Below are 15,662 nucleotides of genomic sequence, written 5' to 3' on the forward strand. Positions count from 1 at the left end.
CCCGGCGAGGCCTAGCATGCCTCGGCCGGGTCAAGCCTGTGCCAAGCTTGAGGAAAGGGGGCGCTAAATGGTGGCCAGCAATTGCGCCGAGGCGTCGGCGGCCGCTGCCGTATCGGCTTTCAGCTTGGCGGCGGCCAGCTGCTTGGCGCGCGAGCGCGACGGCGGCAGGCGGCGCAGGGTCTTCAGGGCGTCCGGGTCCTTGATGCCGATGGTGCGCTGGTCGACCGTGATGAGGCCGATTTCATTGAAGGCGGACAGGGTGCGGCTCACCGTTTCCAGGGTCAGGCCCAGGTAGCTGCCGATTTCGTGGCGCGTCATGCGCAGGTTGAACAGTTTGCTGGAGTAGCCCATCTGGCCGAAGCGGTCGGCCAGCGAGACGAGGAAGCGGGCCACGCGCGCTTCGGCGCTGAGGGCGCCCAGCATGCCGATCATCGCCTGTTCGCGCACGAGTTCGCGGCTCATCACGCCATACATGACGTTTTCCAGTTCCAGGTGGACACGGCCCAGCGCCGTGAGCTTCTTGAACGGCAGCAGGATCAGGTCGCAGTCGGACAGGGCCACGGCTTCGGACGAGTAGTGGCGCGAGTGGATGCCGTCCACGCCCAGCATGTCGCCCTTCATGGGAAAGCTGAGTACCTGTTCATTGCCGAATTCATCGATGAGCACGGTTTTCAGGAAGCCTGAATTGACGATGTACAGGGTGTCGAAGGGCTGGCCTATCGTGTGCACGCGCTGGCCCGTCTTGAATTGCACGTGCTGGAACAGCAGCTCGTCGGCGGCGATGGTGCAGGCGCTGGAAATATGCAGCAGGTCGCACACTTCCTTCAGGTTCGACCATAGCCGCCCCTGGCGCTGGCGTCCCGCTTCCATCGGCGTGGAAGGGGGCAGTGCTGGTGAGGCGGGGCGGTTTTCAGACGTTTGCGTGGACAGCATGTTCATCTCCTGGTAACAGGTAATTCAGAGTTGACTGACGGAGTGCGCAAGGCGGCGGGCACGGCAGAGGGCCGGCGGCGCGCGTCCTGGCAGGTAATGCTCAATTCGCTGAAGACTTGCTGTGTGATGAAATAACTTCCCAGCAACTTGATTACTGGTTTCAGTATGCCAACAACCGTATGGAATTAATATCAGCAGTGGCTGAATATGGCAGTAGGAGCTGTGGTAGCGGGCGTAGGATTGTTCCTACGCGCGGCCTACGCCGTCTGGCTCAGGTCTTGAAGGGGGACAGCAGGCGGTGGGCCACGGCATACTGGACCATTTCCGACAGCGAACTCATGCCCATCTTTTGCATGATGCGCGTCTTGTGCGTGCTCACCGTCTTGACGCTCAGATGCAGGTTGTTGGCGATTTCCGTGATCGACTTGCCCGCCACCAGCAGGGAAAAGACTTCGAATTCGCGGTCCGACAGCTGTTTGTGCAACAGGCTTTCATTCGGCATCATGATGTTGAGCACCAGCTGCTCGGCCACCTCGGCGCTGATGTAGGGCCGTCCCGAGGCCACCTTGTGGATGGCGCCCACCAGCTGCGTGCCCGCGCTTTCCTTGGTCAGATAGCCTTGCGCGCCGGCGCGGATGGCGCGCACGGCATATTGCTCTTCCTCGTGCATGGTGAGGATCAGGATGGCCAGCTTGGGCGCTTCGCTGCGGATTTGCCGGATCAGGTCGACGCCGCTGCGGCCCGGCATGGACAGGTCGAGCAGCAGCAGGTCGAAGCCGCCCTGGCGCACGTGGTTGAGGACTTCGAAGCCGTCGATGGCTTCGCCCACGATATCGATGTCCGGCGCGCCGTCGAGGATGCGCTTCAATCCCTCGCGCATGATGGTGTGGTCGTCGGCAATCACAATGCGTATCATAGGCGTGCAATCAGCTCTGGCCGTACATGGACGGCCAAATGTTAAGAAACGAGAAAGGTTGTCATATTAACTGAAAACGGCCGCATGTCCGCCTGTTTCTAATTGTGCTCGCGCGGCCGGCTCCTGTTGCCATGTGACCCCTCATTGTGGCGAGGGTTCCTTGATCAGCCGGTGCACCAGCACGGGCAGCTTGGAATGCGACAGCACCTTGTTGGTGACGCTGCCCAGCAACAACTGGCCCCAGCCGCTGCGGCCGTGCGAACCCATGAAGATCAGGTCGCAATGCTGGAGTTGCGCCACCTCCACGATCTTCAGGGCCGGGCTGTCGGAAAACGCCGTCAGCCCCGTCGCTTCCAGCCCCCGTTTGGCAGCCGCGTCGAGGATGGGCTGCCAGTGATCGGCGCCCGCCTTGCGCATGGCGATGCGGTATTCCTCTTCGCTGGGATAACTGGGCGGAATGATTTCGATGTACACGGGATACTGGTATTCGGGCGCCACGTACAGGGCCAGGATGTCTGCGTGCATCTGTTCGGCAAAGGCCACGCCGGCGCAGGCGGTCAGATTGGAGACGGTGGAGCCGTCCGTGGCGATCAGAATTTTCTTATACATGGCAGCTCCTTAGCAGTGGACCGGCGCGCGCAACATCCCCTATTGTAGACGTGGCGGCAGCATTGTATTCATGTAAAGACTTGATAATTATCAATACTATTGCACCTTCAGTATAGACAACATTGGCAGAAAGCTCGTGTTTTTGCCCACAATGACGCCTGCGCGCCGGCGTTGCGCGAGTGGCACGGCGCAAGGATTTCTTCAGTGATGCGTGGTCTTGCCTGCACGTCAATGGTAGTATTTCAAAATACAATGGCAGGAACAATTATTTCCTGGTGGAAAAGCTCTTGCAAGCCCGCTTTGCACCAGGAAGCGCGTTTTGAGATTTACCAACAGGGCAGCGCCCTGCTACACTCGCACCATCGCAGCGGTATTGCCTCAAATCATCTTAATCGAGAAATTGTGGGTATCAGTCTGTAAAACGCACAGTTCAGGCGGAATTTTGACAAATTATGGAGAAGCAGGGATATGACCAACGCCGCTGATGATTTCGATGCATTATTCGATGAAGTATCTGCGCAACGCGCGGCCGAGCCGGCGCCCGCGCCTGCCGCCGCGCCTGCTCCCGCCGTGATTGCGGAGGACGATTTCGACGCGCTGTTCGATTCCGTCTCGGCAGCCGCGCCGGCAGCCCCGCCTGCGGCAGCCGAACCGGCCGCCACAGAAGCGGCGCCCGCGCCAGCCGGCGAAGCGGGCGAAGCGGCCGACCCCGTCGACCAGTCCGACAAGCCGATGTTCGAGCGCCTGGGCGGCATCGTGCGCCTGCTGCACGATTCCCTGCGCGAGCTGGGCTACGACAAGGCGCTGACGGAAGCGTCGTCGCAGATCGTCGACGCGCAGGACCGCCTGGAATACGTGGCCACGCTCACCGAGCAGGCCGCCAACAAGGTGCTGAACACGCTCGACGAAGGCATGCCGGCGCAGGACGTGCTGTCGAAGAAGGCCAAGGACATGGACGGCCGCTGGACGGCCCTGTTCGACGGCAAGCTGAGCCTGGAGGAATTCAAGGCCCTGGCCGGCGACTCGCGCCAGTTCGCGCAAGCCGTTGCCGAGGCGACGGAAGCGGAAAAAGCGCGCTTGCTGGAAATCATGATGGCGCAGGACTTCCAGGACATCACGGGCCAGCTGATCAAAAAAGTGGTCAACATCACCAAGACGGTGGAAAACGAGCTGGCCCAGTTGCTGCGGGACAACGCGCCGGCCGAAGTGCGCGAAAAACTGGCGCAAAAGCCGGTGCCGCTGATGCAGGGCCCGTCCGTGCCGTCGGTGGCGCTGGACCAGGATAATGTAGACGACCTTCTTGCGGATTTGGGATTCTAATGGACGATATGCTCAAGGATTTCGTCGTTGAGGCGATGGATCTTGCGGTTAATGTTGAAGAGCACTTATTGCGTCTCGAACGCGATCCGGACAACAAGGAAACACTGAATGCCGTGTTTCGTTCTTTTCACACCATCAAGGGCGGTGCCGGCTTCATGGGCTTGCCCGCGCTGGTGGCGGCCTGCCATCTGACGGAAAACCTGTTCGACGCCCTGCGCACGGGCGCCGCGCCGGTGACCCCGATCGCCATTGAGGCGGCGCTGCAAGCGTCCGGTTTCGTGGCTGACCAGCTGACGGAGCTGGCCAACGGTTCCGCGCCGGAAAGCCTCCCGGCCATGCCGGAAGAGCTGGAACACATCCTCACCAACGCCATCGAAGGCAAGGGCATGGATGCGCCGGCGCCTGCCGCCGCCGTGGCTGCCGAAGTGGCCGTGGCCGAGGTCGTTGTAGCCGCGCCCGCCGCTGCCGCCGCGACCGTCGGCGCCGATGGCCTGGACTGGGAAGCCATGTACAACGCCGTCGTGCCGGCGGGCAGCCAGGTTGCCGCCGCGCCAGCTGCCGCCGCCGTCGCCGCACCTGCTGCTGCTGCCGCGCCTGCCGCCGCTGCGCCAGCTGCGGCCGCCAAGCCCGCCGCCAAGGCCTGGGATGGCGCGGAACGCCGCGAAGAACGCCCGGACGTGCGCCATGCCGCGCCCGTCAAGGAAGACAGCATCCGCGTCGACGCCGTCAAGCTCGACGCCCTGCTGGAAGTGGCCGGCGAATCCGTGCAGGCCGCCAACCAGGCCGCCGTGCTGCTCGAACGCTTGCTGCAGTTCAAATTCGAAGGCCAGGCCGCCACCCTGATGGCGACCCTGGCGGAAACCCTGGAACGCGCCTCGCGCTACTCGACGGAACTGCAGCGGGCCACCCTGGCCACGCGCATGCAGCCGGTCGGCCGCCTGTTCCAGAAATTCCCGCGCCTGGTGCGCGAACTGGCGAAAGACCTGGGCAAGGATGTCGAACTGACCATCGAGGGCGCGGAGACGGAAGTCGACCGCGTCGTGGTGGACAGCCTGTACGATCCGCTCGTGCACATGCTGCGCAACTCGCTCGACCATGGCGTCGAATCGCCGGAAGCGCGCCTGGCCGCCGGCAAGCCCGCCAAATCGTATATTTCGCTCAAAGCCTGGCAGGAAGCGAACAGCGTCATGATCGTGCTGCAGGATGACGGCAAGGGCATGGACCCGGTCTTCCTGCGCAGCAAGGCCCAGCAAAAAGGCTTGATCAGCGAAAACGCCCAATTGAGCAACGACGAATGCTTCCAGCTGGTATTCCTGCCGGGCTTCTCGACCAAGGAAGTGGCGTCCAGCGTGTCCGGGCGCGGCGTGGGCATGGACGTGGTGAAAACGGCCGTGGAGAAAAACCGCGGCGCCATCCACATCGAATCCATGCTGGGCAAGGGCACCAAGTTCGCCATCCGCCTGCCGATCGAACTGTCGATCGTGCCGACCATGCTCGTGTCGACCTCGGGCGCCGCGCTGGCGCTGCCGATGGCGGTGGTGCAGCGCGTCGTCGAGTTGCCGGAAACGTTCATGGAAGTGGGCGGCGCGCCCGTGCTGAAAGACCAGGGCCGTCCATTGCCCGTGCGCTCGCTGGCCGGCGCCCTGGGGTACGAATCGTGCAGCGAACGCGTGGGCATTGTTGTCGCTGCGCCACAGCCGTACATTCTCGCCGTGGAAGCCGTCGACGGCACGGCCGACCTGGTGATCAAGCCGATGACGGCCATCACCGTGGAAGGCATTACCGGCACGGCCCGCTCGGCCGAGGGCGAGCTGGTGCTGGTCGTGGGCCTATCTTTCCTGATGGATGGTTGCAGGGGAAGCGTGCGCATGGCTGCATGAGGACGCCCGACCAAACCTACTGCGCGTCGGTATAGGCGGCCTGCGATGCTCACCGTACTGGAGTACGGTTGCGCTTCTTAGCCACCTCTCCCTTCCGCTCGCTACGGTTTTGCCGGTCGTTGTAACTATCGCTGTATTCTTTGGAAAGCCCGCTAGGCATAGCGGGCTTTTTTCATGGTGTCATCAAACGCCGTCGGGGCGTAACGTCCCGCCTTCCAGCCAGCGCTGCACGCGCAGTACTTCCTGAGCGCGCTCTGCCTCGTCCTTCGGCGGCGGCAGGTAGATGTCTGGCATGATGCCTCCGAGATCCACCTGCAGCTGCGGCAAACGGGCCGAGCGCGAGGTGGCGTAAGCCAACTGGCGCAGTCCTGAAGGCAGGGCTTGCAGGCGCAGATTCGAGTAATCGAGCGCGCCACCGCTGCTGCGTCCGATCAGTTTGACACGAAAGCTTTGTCGCGCTTCCAGCAGGAATTCTTCGCAGGAACTGCCGCAATCGCGGTCGACCAGTACTGCCACCCGTGCCGGCTGTACAGCCTGGCCGGGAAAACTTGCATAGCTGACAGGCCCGCCAGCGCTCTGCGCCACGAACTGGCCCGGCTGTACGCTGCGCATGCGGATGACGGCCTGGGCCATGTAGATCGTGCAGGTGGCATCGCCTGGGGCATACAGCGCGCAGATGTTTTCCTGATTGCCAATATTGGCCGGCGTGGACAGCCATTCTCCGCCCACGTTGACGCTCTCGCCTGAAGCTATCCATGGCGACAAAGGCGCATAGCTGCTGTCGCTGCCGCCGTTGTTGCGCCGGACATCGATGATCCAGTTGGCTCGGCTGGCCAACTCGTCGCGCTTGCTTGCCAGTAAATCGGCGATGACTTTGGCGTACTCCGGGAAAAAACTGGGCAGTGTCAGCAGCGCCGTTTGCGATGACAGCAGTTGCAGTGATGGCATCCTGTCATCAATGGCGGCCGTCTGCGCGGCGGCCGAGGAAGGTGCTGGGGCAGGCTGCTCATGTTTCCATGCATTGCCTGGCACAATTTGCAAATGACCTTTGCGCCACTTGCTCAGGTAATCGCCCAGTGCCAGGTTGCAAGCAGCCTCATCGTCCGCTTTGGCCGCTGCCTCGCTGGCGCTGGCCAGTGCATTGTCGAAATAGGCTTGCCCCTTTTGCGCCAGGTGCTGGCGCGCGCCGGTATCGTTTTCCAGCAAGAAGCCGGGAAGGGCGCGCAAGTCCCGCAGGCAGGTCTCGCTGGATGTGGCGGCTTGTGTATGGCTAGTGGCCAAGGTGGTCAAGAGGGTGGTCGCAAAAAAACGCAGATTCATCAGTGCTATCTTCCTTGAAATTGTTGTCAAATACAATACGCGAAAAATTAAAGAAAAAGTATCGATTTCTTGCCGCGCCGTGGCTCGTTCGGCGGCCTGCCTGCAGATGGGGTCGCCATGCCGCCGATATGCCGATATCGGCAATTTCCAGCTCATATCCAACAAAGTCGCCGAACTTTGTATCGCCAATCCCACGCTTTTGCCTGTTTCGGTTCTGTGTCGCCCAATATATGGCATAATCCTTGTGGATCACCGTATGACCTGGTTCACTTGATCACTTACTACAGGCTGTGGCAACGCTGCATAAATCATGATGAAGACGCTTTACGACAAACTCTGGGAATCCCACGTTGTTCGGGCCGAAGATGATGGCACGACAATTTTGTACATCGACCGGCACCTGCTGCACGAAGTCACCAGTCCGCAAGCCTTCGACGGCCTCGGCGTGGCGGGACGCCAGCCGTGGCGCGTGTCCGCCAACCTGGCCGTGGCCGACCATAATGTGCCCACCACCAGCCGGGTCGACGGCATTGCCGATCCCGTCTCGCGCCTGCAGGTGGAAACCCTGGACAAGAATGCCAGGCACTACGGTTTGACCTACTTCAATATGAACGACAAGCGCCAGGGTATCGTGCATGTCATCGGCCCTGAGCAGGGCGCGACCCTGCCCGGCATGACGGTCGTCTGCGGCGATTCGCACACGTCCACGCATGGCGCCTTCGGCGCGCTGGCGCACGGCATCGGCACGTCCGAAGTCGAGCACGTGCTGGCCACGCAAACCTTGCTGCAAAAGAAATCGAAGTCCATGCTGGTGCAGGTCGACGGCGCTCTGCCGGCCGGCGTGACGGCCAAGGATATCGTGCTGGCCATCATTGGCAAGATCGGCACGGCCGGCGGCACCGGTTACTGTATCGAGTTCGGCGGCTCGGCCATCCGCGCCCTGTCGATGGAAGGACGCATGACGGTGTGCAACATGGCCATCGAGGCGGGCGCGCGCGCCGGCATCATCGGCGTCGATGACACCACCATCAACTACGTCAAGGGCCGCCCGTTTTCGCCGGCCGGCCCGCACTGGGACCGCGCCGTCGCCTACTGGCGCACCCTGCATTCGGACCCGGGCGCCCGTTTCGACCTCGTCGTTACCCTCAACGCCGCTGAAATCGTGCCGCAGGTGACCTGGGGCACTTCCCCCGAAATGGTGATCGGCGTCAATGGCCGCGTGCCCGATCCCGACCAGGAAAAAGACAGCGTCAAGCGCGATGCGATGGAAAAGGCGCTCGTCTACATGGCCTTGAAACCGAATACCGCCATCGAAGACATCCGCATCGACAAGGTCTTCATCGGTTCCTGCACCAATTCGCGCATCGAGGATCTGCGGGCCGCCGCCGCCGTGGTGCGCGGCAAGTACCGCGCCTCGAACGTCACCCTGGCGCTGGTGGTGCCCGGTTCCGGCCTGGTGAAGGACCAGGCCGAGCGCGAGGGACTCGACCGCATCTTCAAGGATGCCGGCTTCGAGTGGCGCGAGCCGGGCTGCTCCATGTGCCTGGCCATGAATGCGGACCGCCTGGAAGCGGGCGAACGCTGCGCGTCCACGTCGAACCGCAACTTCGAAGGCCGGCAAGGGCAGGGCGGACGCACGCACCTGGTGTCGCCGGCGATGGCGGCGGCGGCGGGCATCGCCGGCCACTTTGTCGACGTGCGGGCTTTGCGATGACGGCAGGGACTGGCGCCGCTGGTTTACACTAGCGTTCCCCGTCCCTTATTTACTATCAAGAAATCATCATGAAAAAACTCTTCGCCCTCCTCATCGCCACCGTTATCTTGTCCGGCTGCAACACCGTCTCCGGCATCGGCCGCGATGTGCAGAAAGTCGGCCAGGTTGTCACCGGCGCCGGCGGAAAATAAACCGTGACGTGCCGGCGCCCCGCGCCGCCCGTCTTACCGAGTAGAAACAGCATGGATAAATTTACGATTTACGAAGGCCTGGTGGCCCCGCTGGACCGCGCCAACGTCGACACCGACGCGATTATCCCGAAGCAATTCCTGAAATCGATCCACCGCAGCGGCTTCGGCCCCAACCTGTTCGACGAATGGCGCTACCTCGACCATGGCGAACCGGGCCAGGACAACAGCCGCCGCCCGCTGAACCCGGAGTTCGTGCTCAACGAGCCGCGCTACCAGGGCGCCTCGATCTTGCTCACGCGCAAGAATTTCGGCTGCGGCTCCTCGCGCGAACACGCGCCGTGGGCGCTGGACCAGTACGGTTTCCGCGCCATCATCGCGCCCTCGTTTGCCGACATCTTCTTCAATAACTGCTACAAGAACGGCTTGCTGCCCATCGTGCTGTCGGAAAGCCAGGTCGAGCACCTGTTCAATGAAGTCAAGGCTTTCCCCGGCTACAAGCTGGTGGTGGACCTGGAACAGCAGTGCGTGCGCACCAGCAATGGTTCCGTCTCCTACTCGTTCGAGATCGATGCTTTCCGCAAATATTGCCTGATGAATGGCCTCGACGATATCGGCCTGACCCTGCGCCATGCCGACGATATCCGCGCCTTCGAAGAGCGCCACCTTGCCACTCAACCGTGGCTCGCCAACGTCATTTAATCGATAAAAATATGAAAATTGCAATTTTACCCGGCGACGGCATCGGTCCTGAAATCGTCGCGCAAGCCGTCAAGGTCTTGAATGTGCTGGGCGAATCGTTCGAGCTGGAAAGTGCGCCCGTGGGCGGCGCCGGCTATGCGGCCCATGGCCATCCTTTGCCGGAAGGCACGCTGGCCCTTGCCAAGGCGGCCGATGCCGTGCTGTTCGGCGCCGTGGGCGACTATCAATACGACAGCCTGGAGCGCCAGTTCCGTCCCGAGCAGGCGATCCTGGGCCTGCGCAAGAACCTGGGCCTGTTCGCCAACCTGCGTCCGGCCATCTTGTACCCGGAACTGGCGGGCGCCTCGACCCTGAAGCCGGAAGTGGTGTCCGGCCTGGACATTTTGATCATCCGCGAGTTGACGGGCGACATTTATTTCGGCCAGCCCCGCGGCGTGCGCGAGTGCCCGGACGGGCCGTTCAAGGGCCAGCGCGAAGGTTTTGACACCATGCGCTATGCGGAAGGCGAAATCCGCCGCATCGCCCATGTGGCGTTTCAGGCCGCGCAAAAGCGCGACAAGCGCCTCACCAGCGTGGACAAGGCGAACGTGCTGGAAACTTTCCAGTTCTGGAAAGACATCGTCATCGACGTGCACAAGGAATACCCGGATGTTGCGCTCGATCATATGTACGTCGATAACGCGGCCATGCAGCTGGTGCGGGCGCCGAAGAAATTCGACGTCATGGTGACCGGCAACATGTTCGGCGATATCTTGTCGGACGCGGCCGCCATGCTGACGGGCTCGATCGGCATGCTGCCGTCCGCCTCGCTGGACGCCAACAACAAGGGCCTGTACGAGCCCTCGCACGGTTCGGCGCCCGATATCGCCGGCAAGGGCATCGCCAATCCGCTGGCGACGATCCTGTCGGCCGCCATGATGCTGCGCTATTCGCTGAACCGCGAAGAGCAGGCAAACCGCATCGAAGGCGCCGTCAAGAAGGTGCTGGCGCAGGGCCTGCGCACGGCCGACATCCACGAAGCGGGCACCACTTTGGTCGGTACCGAGGCCATGGGCGATGCGGTGGTCAAGGCATTAGGATAAAATATTTCAATGACGGCAGTCGCCGTCTCATCTTGAGGAATGGTAATGAAATTAGTTGGCTTGGTAGGTTGGCGCGGTATGGTCGGTTCGGTCCTGATGCAGCGCATGCAGGAAGAGGGCGATTTCGCCCACATCGAACCGGTGTTTTTCACGACGTCGAACACGGGCGGCGCCGCGCCGGCCATGGCGAAGAATGAAACCATCCTCAAGGATGCCAACAACATCGCCGAACTGTCCAAGTGCGACATCATCATTTCCTGCCAGGGCGGCGACTACACGAGCGCGGTCTTCCCACAGCTGCGCGCAGCGGGCTGGAACGGCTACTGGATCGATGCGGCCTCGACCTTGCGCATGGAAAAAGACGCCGTCATCGTGCTCGATCCCGTCAACCTGCACGTCATCAAGGATGCGCTGGGCAAGGGCGTCAAGAACTATATCGGCGGCAATTGCACGGTATCGTGCATGATGATGGGCCTGGGCGGCCTGTTCCAGCACGACCTGATCGACTGGATGACGTCGATGACCTACCAGGCGGCCTCGGGCGGCGGCGCGCAGCACATGCGCGAACTGCTGACGCAATTTGGCACCATCAACAGCTCCGTCAAGGCCTTGCTGGAAAACCCCGCTTCGGCCATCCTGGAAATCGACCGCCAGGTGCTGGCCACCCAGCACGGCTATTCCCCGGATGAAATCAAGCAATTCGGCGCGCCGCTGGCCGGCAACCTGATCCCGTGGATCGACAAGGACCTGGGCAACGGCCAGTCGAAGGAAGAGTGGAAGGCGGGCGCGGAAACGAACAAGATCCTGGGCCGCGGCGCCGACTTTGGCAGCAAAGAAATTCCTGTCGACGGCCTGTGCGTGCGCATCGGCGCCATGCGCTGCCATTCGCAGGCGCTGACCATCAAGCTGAAGCAAGACGTGCCGCTCGATGAAATCAACGACATCATCGCCAGCAACAATCAATGGGTGAAATTCGTGCCGAACACGCGCGAAGCGTCCGTGCGCGACCTGTCGCCGGCAGCCGTCACGGGCAGCCTGACGATTCCCGTCGGCCGCGTGCGCAAGATGAGCATGGGCGGCGAATACCTGTCCGCGTTCACCGTGGGCGACCAGCTGCTGTGGGGCGCGGCCGAGCCGCTGCGCCGCATGCTGCGCATTTTGTTGGATGCGTAATGGCAAGATATTGCTGATCAAGATCAAGCCGGGGCTGTTTTCCCGGCTTTTTTTTCGTCCTGAGCCCGTCAAGGCTCAACCATGCGGAGCTTGCATAGCTCTGGGCATGATGATATGTTGATACCTCTGGAAAAGTAACTGTTTTCCCTCGTCAACTAAGATGCCGCCAACTATGCCTGTAAACACTCGTCCCCGGGTCGCCTCCCTTGCCATCAAAACACTCACCAGCGCTGTCGCCTGTGCGGTGTTATTGTCACCGGCGGCATCCGCAGCCGAGCTGGGCAAGATCACGGTGCTGTCCGCCGCCGGCCAGCCGCTACGCGCCGAGGTCGAACTGTCGGCCATCAAGCCCGGCGAGGCAGCCAGCCTGCTTGCCAAGCTGGCGCCGCCGGAAGCCTACCGCCAGGCCAACGTGGAATTCAATCCCGCGCTGAACGCGCTGACGTTCGCCGTGGAAAACCGCAACGGCAAGCCATTCATCCGCATCGGCTCGGCGCAAGCCGTGGCCGAACCCATGGTCGACCTGCTGCTGGAACTGAGCAGCAAGAGCGGCCGCCAGGTGCGAGAGTATGCGTTCGTGCTCGATACGCCCGAGGCGCGCCAGACGCGCGGCGCGCAGGTGGCTGCACCGGCCGAGCCTGGCAAAGGCAAGGCGGGCGCCGCTGCCGCGCCGGCGGCGCAGAAAAAAGCCGCTGGCGAATACAAGGTCAGGCCGGGCGATACCCTGAGCCGCATCGCCAGCGAATTGAAGCCGTCGGGCGTGTCGCTCGACATGATGCTCGTCGCCCTGTACCGCGCCAATCCCGATGCCTTCAAGGGCGAGAACATGAACCGCATGCAGGCCGGGCGCATCCTGGCCGTGCCGGGCGCGGACGCCATCCGTGCGACGGACGCGGCCGAAGCGAAGGGCGTGGTGACGGCGCACGCCATCGATTTTGAAGCCTACCGCAACAAACTGGCGGGCCAGGTCGCGCAAAGCAAGCCGGCCAAGGCGGCGCAGGCGGCGCAAAGCACGGCCGGCAAGATCGGCGCGACCAAGGTACAGGAAAAGCCGACGGCCGTGAGCGAGTCGCAAGACAAGCTGAAACTGTCGAAAGCGGAACCGGCGGCCAAGTCGGCCGGCAAGAGCGCCGTCGCCAGCGAGGAAGACAAGATCGCCAAGGCGAAACAGGTCGATGAAGCGGCCGCGCGCGTAAAAGAATTGGAAAAGAACGTCAGCGACCTGGAAAAGTTGATGGCGGTCAAGAGCAAGGCCATGGCCGACAAGAGCGCCCCGGCGCCCGCCAAGCCGGCCGAGGCCGCTGCCAGCGCATCGGCAAGTGCAGCGGCCGGCGCCGTCGCCAGCGCGCCGGCCGAGGCGCAGCCGCCCGTTCCCAAGGCCAAGCCCGTGCCGCTGGTCAAAAAGCCGTCGCCGCTGGAACCGACGATTGCCGACAAGATCAACGACCACCTGGGCGCCATCGGCATCGGCCTGGCCGCGCTGCTGGCCGCCGTGGCCGCACTGGTGGTTGCGCGCCGCCGCAAGGATGCGCCGCCCGCGCCGCAGAGCGAGGCTCCCGTATCTGAACCGGAAGCGCCGGTGACGCCGCCGTCCGGCCTGGCGCCGGAAGACCAGCAGTCCGAAGCGAGCAATCACCTGTTCGGCGCAGGCGCCGCCGCCGCGGGCATCGGCGCCGCGGCAGGCGCCAGCGTGCTCGAAGGCAATGAAACGGATCCCGTCGCGGAAGCCGACGTGTATATCGCCTACGGCCGCGACGGCCAGGCGGAAGATATCCTCAAGGAAGCCCTGCGCATCCATCCGGAGCGCCACGCGGCGCGCCTGAAGCTGCTGGAAATCTATTCGGCCCGCAACGATGCGCGCGCGTTTGAAGACCAGGCAAGCGAGCTGTACAGCATGACGCGGGGCCAGGGCGAGGAATGGCCGCAGGCCGCCGCGCTGGGACTGGCGCTGGACCCCGCCAATCCCCTGTATGGCGACACGGAAGACGACGCCGTCGTCAGCCTGAGCAAGGGCGTGGACGATGGCTTGCGCGGCCAGAGCATGGATTTGCCGGACGAAGCACCTGCGCCCGCACCGCTGGCGGACCTGGCGCCGGCCGAGCCGGTGGCCAGCATTGCCGCCCGCGATACGCGCGAGCCGCTCGATTTTGACCTCGACAGCCTCGATTTCGAACCTGTCTCCACCAGCGACCCTATCGTCATGCCGGGGCCGGAAACGCCCCCGTCCGCGCCTGCGCACGAGGCCCAGTACGACGCCAGCATGGACTTCGGCCTGGACCTGGAGCCGCCAGCGGGCCCCGTGAATGGCATGGGCGCCGGCCTGGCGCCCCTGCCCGACCCATTGAAGGACGTGGATCTCGCGCATTTCGACCTGGACGAGCCGGTGTCGCCTGCCGCGACGCCAGCGGCGCCGCTCGCCGCGGCCGAGCCATCCGTCGACAGCCTGTTTGATGATGCGCAAGCGCCTGCCGCGCTGCCGGACGCCATTCCGCCCGCGCGCGAACTCGATCTGTCCGGCATCGATCTGGACCTGCACGACAACAAGCCGGCCAGCGTGGGCGTGGACGACCCGCTGTCGGCCATCCACATGGAAATGGATACCAAGCTGGACCTGGCGATCGCTTACCAGGAAATCGGCGACAAGGAAGGCGCGCGCGAGTTGATCGACGAGGTCATCAAGGGCGGCAGCGAAGAGCAGGTCGCCAAGGCGAATACCATGCGCGCGCTGCTCAGCTAAGCCAAGCGTCGATACGACGTCCATGGCTGCGTTGCGCGGTCTCGCCGTACTGTTCGTACTGTCTTCGACCGCGCGCCTTGCCCTGAACGCCGTCTCGCTCGCTTGCAAGCACCAGATACGACGTCCATGGCTGCGTTGCGCGGTCTCGCCGTACTGTTCGYACTGTCTTCGACCGCGCGCCTTGCCCTGAACGCCGTCTCAGGCGCTTGTGTGGCCGGAAGGCGGGGCCGCCTTTGCGCCGGTATAATGCTTCGATGCAAAATATTACGACAGCAACGCCATTGAAGCGTATCGTCCTCGGTCTGCAGTACGACGGCACGGCCTGGCATGGATACCAGAAACAGGAAGACGGGCAGACGGTGCAGGACCAGCTGGAAAACGCGCTGGAGCAGTTCGCCCGCGTGCGCCTGGCCACCACCTGCGCCGGCCGCACGGACACGGGCGTGCATGCGCTTGAGCAAGTCGTGCATTTCGATACAGAATTGAGCCGCGACGTGCATTCCTGGGTGCGCGGTGTCAACGCCTTCCTGCCAAAGTCCATCGCCGTGCGCTGGGCCAAGGAACTTGAAGGCGATCCGACGGTCAATGACTTCTTCCACGCCCGTTTCAGCGCCCGCGCGCGCACTTATCATTATGTGTTGTATAACAACGCTACCCGTTCGCCGCTGGTGGAAGGGCGCGCCGGCTTCTTTTTCCGCCCGCTGGACGTGGAACTGATGCGGCAAGCCGTGCAGCCGCTCTTGGGCTGGCACGATTTCACGGCCTTCCGCGCCGCGCAATGCCAGGCCAAGTCGCCCGTCAAGCTGATGCACGACATCCGCATCGAGCGGCGCGGCGATTGCGTCATTTTTACGATTACGGCCAATGCCTTCCTGCACCACATGGTGCGCAACCTGGTCGGCTCGCTCGTGTACATCGGCACGGGGCGCGAAAAGCCAGACTGGCTCGGGCATTTGCTGGAAAGCAAGGATCGCCACGCGGCGGCGCCCACCTTCATGCCCGACGGCCTGTACCTGGCGCAGATCGACTACGATCCGAAATGGGAATTGCCGCAAGACAGCAGCAGCGCCTTGCCCTGGTTTTGAGCT

General features: G+C 63.0%; 13 protein-coding genes. 9 read left to right on the forward strand and 4 right to left on the reverse strand.

The window, feature by feature from the left end; genetic code table 11:
• Window positions 1-63: 63 nt before the first annotated feature.
• From CBW50_RS02785 to CBW50_RS02795, 3 genes are all read right to left on the reverse strand, one after another.
• Complete coding sequence (locus CBW50_RS02785; protein WP_086144099.1) at window positions 64-870, reverse strand: Crp/Fnr family transcriptional regulator; 807 nt, start codon at window positions 868-870, stop codon at window positions 64-66.
• A gap of 334 nt (window positions 871-1,204) precedes the next feature.
• On the reverse strand, window positions 1,205-1,849 hold the full coding sequence (locus CBW50_RS02790; protein ID WP_034750556.1) for a response regulator transcription factor: 645 nt from the start codon (window positions 1,847-1,849) through the stop codon (window positions 1,205-1,207).
• A 141-nt stretch (window positions 1,850-1,990) separates the two neighbouring features.
• Entirely contained in the window at window positions 1,991-2,458 is a 468-nt protein-coding gene (locus CBW50_RS02795; protein WP_076566795.1) for a universal stress protein, read from the reverse strand.
• 468 nt (window positions 2,459-2,926) lie between these two features.
• Here CBW50_RS02795 and CBW50_RS02800 point away from each other — a divergent pair, with 468 nt between their 5' ends.
• Complete coding sequence (locus CBW50_RS02800; protein WP_086144100.1) at window positions 2,927-3,778, forward strand: protein phosphatase CheZ; 852 nt, start codon at window positions 2,927-2,929, stop codon at window positions 3,776-3,778.
• On the forward strand, window positions 3,778-5,658 hold the full coding sequence (locus CBW50_RS02805) for a chemotaxis protein CheA (protein WP_086144101.1): 1,881 nt from the start codon (window positions 3,778-3,780) through the stop codon (window positions 5,656-5,658). Before CBW50_RS02800 ends, CBW50_RS02805 begins: the two co-directional genes overlap by 1 nt.
• Window positions 5,659-5,841: 183 nt before the next feature.
• On the opposite strand, the gene CBW50_RS02810 is transcribed toward CBW50_RS02805, so the two are convergent.
• Window positions 5,842-7,134, reverse strand: a complete 1,293-nt coding sequence (locus tag CBW50_RS02810) for a S41 family peptidase (protein ID WP_172404656.1) — start codon at window positions 7,132-7,134, stop codon at window positions 5,842-5,844.
• 154 nt (window positions 7,135-7,288) lie between these two features.
• Between CBW50_RS02810 and leuC the strand changes: the two genes are divergently transcribed.
• The 7 genes from leuC (at window position 7,289) to truA (ending at window position 15,659) form a co-directional block, all read left to right on the forward strand.
• Window positions 7,289-8,692, forward strand: a complete 1,404-nt coding sequence (gene leuC, locus CBW50_RS02815) for a 3-isopropylmalate dehydratase large subunit (protein WP_086144103.1) — start codon at window positions 7,289-7,291, stop codon at window positions 8,690-8,692.
• A gap of 68 nt (window positions 8,693-8,760) precedes the next feature.
• Window positions 8,761-8,883, forward strand: a complete 123-nt coding sequence (locus CBW50_RS02820; protein ID WP_010400408.1) for an entericidin A/B family lipoprotein — start codon at window positions 8,761-8,763, stop codon at window positions 8,881-8,883.
• A gap of 51 nt (window positions 8,884-8,934) precedes the next feature.
• Window positions 8,935-9,582: a 3-isopropylmalate dehydratase small subunit gene (gene leuD, locus CBW50_RS02825; RefSeq protein ID WP_086144104.1), complete on the forward strand. Its 648-nt coding sequence runs from the start codon at window positions 8,935-8,937 to the stop codon at window positions 9,580-9,582.
• A gap of 11 nt (window positions 9,583-9,593) precedes the next feature.
• The gene (leuB, locus tag CBW50_RS02830) at window positions 9,594-10,664 is read left to right on the forward strand and encodes a 3-isopropylmalate dehydrogenase (RefSeq protein WP_086144105.1); all 1,071 of its coding nucleotides are present in this window, start codon (window positions 9,594-9,596) and stop codon (window positions 10,662-10,664) included.
• Between the two features lie 45 nt (window positions 10,665-10,709).
• The gene (gene asd / locus CBW50_RS02835; protein WP_086144106.1) at window positions 10,710-11,837 is read left to right on the forward strand and encodes an aspartate-semialdehyde dehydrogenase; all 1,128 of its coding nucleotides are present in this window, start codon (window positions 10,710-10,712) and stop codon (window positions 11,835-11,837) included.
• Between the two features lie 244 nt (window positions 11,838-12,081).
• Complete coding sequence (locus CBW50_RS02840) at window positions 12,082-14,574, forward strand: FimV/HubP family polar landmark protein (protein WP_253251897.1); 2,493 nt, start codon at window positions 12,082-12,084, stop codon at window positions 14,572-14,574.
• Window positions 14,575-14,855: 281 nt separating this feature from the next.
• On the forward strand, window positions 14,856-15,659 hold the full coding sequence (gene truA / locus CBW50_RS02845; protein WP_086144108.1) for a tRNA pseudouridine(38-40) synthase TruA: 804 nt from the start codon (window positions 14,856-14,858) through the stop codon (window positions 15,657-15,659).
• The last annotated feature ends 3 nt before the right edge of the window (window positions 15,660-15,662 follow it).

This window comes from Janthinobacterium sp. GW458P (assembly GCF_002127585.1).
Classification (GTDB): Bacteria; Pseudomonadota; Gammaproteobacteria; order Burkholderiales; family Burkholderiaceae_D; genus Janthinobacterium.

Coding starts and splice junctions, on each gene's coding strand:
- CBW50_RS02785 (WP_086144099.1), bottom strand. CDS start 870: ATGGAAGCGGGACGCCAGCGCCAGGGGCGGCTATGGTCGAACCTGAAG.
- CBW50_RS02795 (WP_076566795.1), bottom strand. CDS start 2,458: ATGTATAAGAAAATTCTGATCGCCACGGACGGCTCCACCGTCTCCAAT.
- leuD (WP_086144104.1), top strand. CDS start 8,935: ATGGATAAATTTACGATTTACGAAGGCCTGGTGGCCCCGCTGGACCGC.
- leuB (WP_086144105.1), top strand. CDS start 9,594: ATGAAAATTGCAATTTTACCCGGCGACGGCATCGGTCCTGAAATCGTC.
- CBW50_RS02800 (WP_086144100.1), top strand. CDS start 2,927: ATGACCAACGCCGCTGATGATTTCGATGCATTATTCGATGAAGTATCT.
- leuC (WP_086144103.1), top strand. CDS start 7,289: ATGATGAAGACGCTTTACGACAAACTCTGGGAATCCCACGTTGTTCGG.
- CBW50_RS02820 (WP_010400408.1), top strand. CDS start 8,761: ATGAAAAAACTCTTCGCCCTCCTCATCGCCACCGTTATCTTGTCCGGC.
- CBW50_RS02805 (WP_086144101.1), top strand. CDS start 3,778: ATGGACGATATGCTCAAGGATTTCGTCGTTGAGGCGATGGATCTTGCG.
- asd (WP_086144106.1), top strand. CDS start 10,710: ATGAAATTAGTTGGCTTGGTAGGTTGGCGCGGTATGGTCGGTTCGGTC.
- CBW50_RS02790 (WP_034750556.1), bottom strand. CDS start 1,849: ATGATACGCATTGTGATTGCCGACGACCACACCATCATGCGCGAGGGA.
- CBW50_RS02810 (WP_172404656.1), bottom strand. CDS start 7,134: ATGAGCTGGAAATTGCCGATATCGGCATATCGGCGGCATGGCGACCCC.